This window comes from Aerococcus sp. UBA6277 (assembly GCF_002440555.1).
Taxonomy (GTDB): Bacteria; Bacillota; Bacilli; order Lactobacillales; family Aerococcaceae; genus Aerococcus.
Map to the genome: position 1 here is coordinate 1 of NZ_DJUR01000007.1, position 3,183 is coordinate 3,183.

Here is a 3,183-nt window from a genome sequence, read left to right on the forward strand (position 1 = left end):
CTAACTTTTGGGGTCCACTATATTTCCTAAGCGCTTTTTTTTATACTTAGTGATCACATTTCAATTTCTATGCCTTTGAAAAAGAACCTATAATCTGCCCACAAATAAGGTGCCCTATTACGAGTTCGTCGCGTGACTTATAATCAAATAACAAACTAATATCATCCGGATTGAAGTATTACAAAAAGCATGACAAAATAAATAAAAAATCTAATCTGTCATGCTTTTTAATTTTATGAAATATCTGAATGATCAAGATCTGTTGTTTCGTCATTCACTTCTTTACGTGCAAAGTGGTCTGTTTGGTTAAAGGCTTCTAAATGGTATAAACCATCTTGGTATCTAACCACAGACACACTGGCATTGTCTAACATAGAATCAATTTCAAATTGTGGAATTAACTCGTGGATCATATTACGGATAGTCATTCCGTGACTAACGATTAAAATTGTTTGATCAGTTTCTCTGTGTTTAGTGATTACGTCGATCAATCCTAATTCCACGCGCATCCAAAATTCCATGAAGTTTTCAGCATCGTGGTATGGATCCATTTCTTTAAAAGCATTCAATTCTAAACGAACACTTTCATCTGAAGTGGCACCTGTATAATTGCCATCTTTTCCAGTAGCAATTTCCGTTACTTGGTCCCAAAGCCCTCGCGCTTCGAGTCCTTCAAATGAACCAAAGAAGACTTCTCTAAACTCTGGACGTTTCTCAATTTCAATATCTTTAGCAGTTGCCTTATTTTCGTCTAGAATCAGTTCTGCAGTTTTTACCGTACGTTGTAAATCACTAGTATATACTGCTGAAAATTCTACATCGGCCAATCCACGACCACTGCTACGTACATCTTCTTCTCCGCGTGGCGTTAGTGGTGCATCAGCCCACCCCTGCATACGTCCATAATAATTTAGATACGTTTCTCCATGACGCATGAAGTAAATCGTCACACCTTTTGACATGAATAAATTCCTCCTCAGATTACACTACTCTGGGTCTTATTGTACCATTTCTATAAGCCTGTAGTAATTTTTTTAATTGCATAACTTGATCTTCTAACTTCACACCAACATCCGTTTGGCGAACTTGTAACCTTTCAAGCTCTTTATCGATAATTCTACGAGTGGACACTATATCCGTTTCATGTTCTACTGCATCCTCTATACTTGAAAATGGCTGATGGCTCACTAATAACATACCAAACGAATTATATAATAAGGTATAACCTGCTAGGCCTGTAGTTGGTTGATAGGCTTTTGCAAAACCGCCGTCAATCACTAAGAGTTTACCGTCCGCTTTAACTGGATCTTCACCCTTACGCTCTTTAACCGGCGTATGACCGTTTACAATATGCCCTCGATCTGGACGAATACCAAACTCGCTTAAAATCAATTCAGCACACTCTTTGTCATTACGTAAAGTATAGTAAATATTTTTTGGCTCATGATGAGTTTCAGCATCGTCGATATAGTAGCGCTCAAATGTCGTCATCTTCGTTTTTCCGAATAGAGAAGACCCTTCCCCTTGCCAGATATACCACATGTAATCCAAATCAGGGTTTTCGTACTCATCTGGTCCTTGAGCCGCAAAAGCTTGACGCATAGACTTCTCAAATTGATCCAACAATTCCCGTCCTGCGTATGAACGTCCGTGAATTTCAACCGCCTTAAATGACATATCTTCATTCATCGGAATACAACCATGATATAACAGGTTTTCATTGTAGACTTTATACAATGACCCCTTACTATATAGGTAGGCAATATGCTTTTGCAGACGGTCTGAATTTAAGAATCCAGCTTGTAATTTCGCCATCACATATTCTTCATCTTCAGTGAGTTTGAACGGATCTGCCGGGTCTACCGTTGGGAAGGTCGTATTCTTCAAGTTATATTCCTTCCCATCAACGAGTACAGTCCCTTTTTCCAAGTCTAATTTATCAAGGAATAGGCGGTTATCGGTTTGGAATTCAGGGTGGCGTTTAATGACTTGCGCTTCTAATTTAAATTGAATAATCGTGATTGCCTGCTGCATCTTGGCAATTTGTTTCACTTCTTCTGGAAAATGGTCTACCGTATCGTCAATCTTAGGCATAAATTCTGCGATAGAATCATCCGGGTATGTAGCCTCCGCGAAGGCAACCAAGGGTCTCAGTGAAATACCATAGCCATCCTCGATGATCTCTAAGTTGTCATAACGGGCACAAATCCGTAATACATTGGCGATTAAGACGCGTGACCCGGAAGCAGCCCCCATCCAAATGGCGTCATGGTTTCCCCATTGGATATCGATGGATTTCTGAGCAACTAACAAGTCGATAATTTTATCAGGCGACGGGCCACGGTCATAGATGTCCCCTAAAACGTGTAAATGATCGACAACTAGTTCTTGCATCAATTCAGACAAGGCCTCAATTAAACGGTTTGCTGCCCCTAATTCGATCACATTTTGAATAATATTCCAGTAGTAAGACCCCTTGTTGGTCAAGACAGAATCCTTAAATAACAACTCCTCAAGGATGTAAGACATGTCTTTTGGCATAGCCTTACGAACCTTTGAACGGGTGTATTTGGACACAACAAATTGCCCTAACTCCACCATCCTAGAAATTGTTAACGTATAGAATTCATGCTCTTCCTCTACATCTGTAATATCCGCTAATACACGGTCTAGCTTCTCTTCTGGATAGTAGATAAGGGTTGCCAACTGGTTCATTTCATTCGTCGATAAACGGTTTTGGAATACTTCACGAATCTTTTCTTTTATATTCCCCGACCCATTACGTAACACGTGCGAAACAGCATCGTACTCGCCATGGAGGTCACTAATAAAATGTTCTGTGGCTTTAGGTAATTCCATAATCGCTTCTAGATTAATGATTTCAGTTGTTACCGAGGCAATATCGGGAAATTGCTCAGATAGTAATAATAAATAACGTTTATTGTAGTCCATCACTACTTCACTCACTTTCTTTCACCCATCATACCATTTTTTGTCAGTAGATAAAAATTGCAATATTTCTATTTCTAACAAAATTATGATATTTTTAAAAAAATTGTTATTTAAGTCCTTCTAACTCAGTTTCATCCATTATATTAGATAATCTAACAACTTGCTATCATTACTTAGTGACAAAATAGCAAAAAAGCATACCCATAAACTTTGGTTCTATAATAAATAGTG

At 38.6% G+C, this 3,183-nt stretch carries 2 protein-coding genes; both read right to left on the reverse strand.

Going from position 1 to position 3,183, the window contains the following annotated elements:
- Positions 1–233: 233 nt before the first annotated feature.
- Positions 234–962, reverse strand: coding sequence for a histidine phosphatase family protein (locus B2V22_RS01345; RefSeq protein WP_290489981.1), 729 nt, complete (start codon positions 960–962; stop codon positions 234–236).
- 19 nt (positions 963–981) lie between these two features.
- Positions 982–2,952, reverse strand: a complete 1,971-nt coding sequence (locus B2V22_RS01350; protein WP_290489982.1) for a fructose-1,6-bisphosphatase — start codon at positions 2,950–2,952, stop codon at positions 982–984.
- Positions 2,953–3,183: the final 231 nt, after the last annotated feature.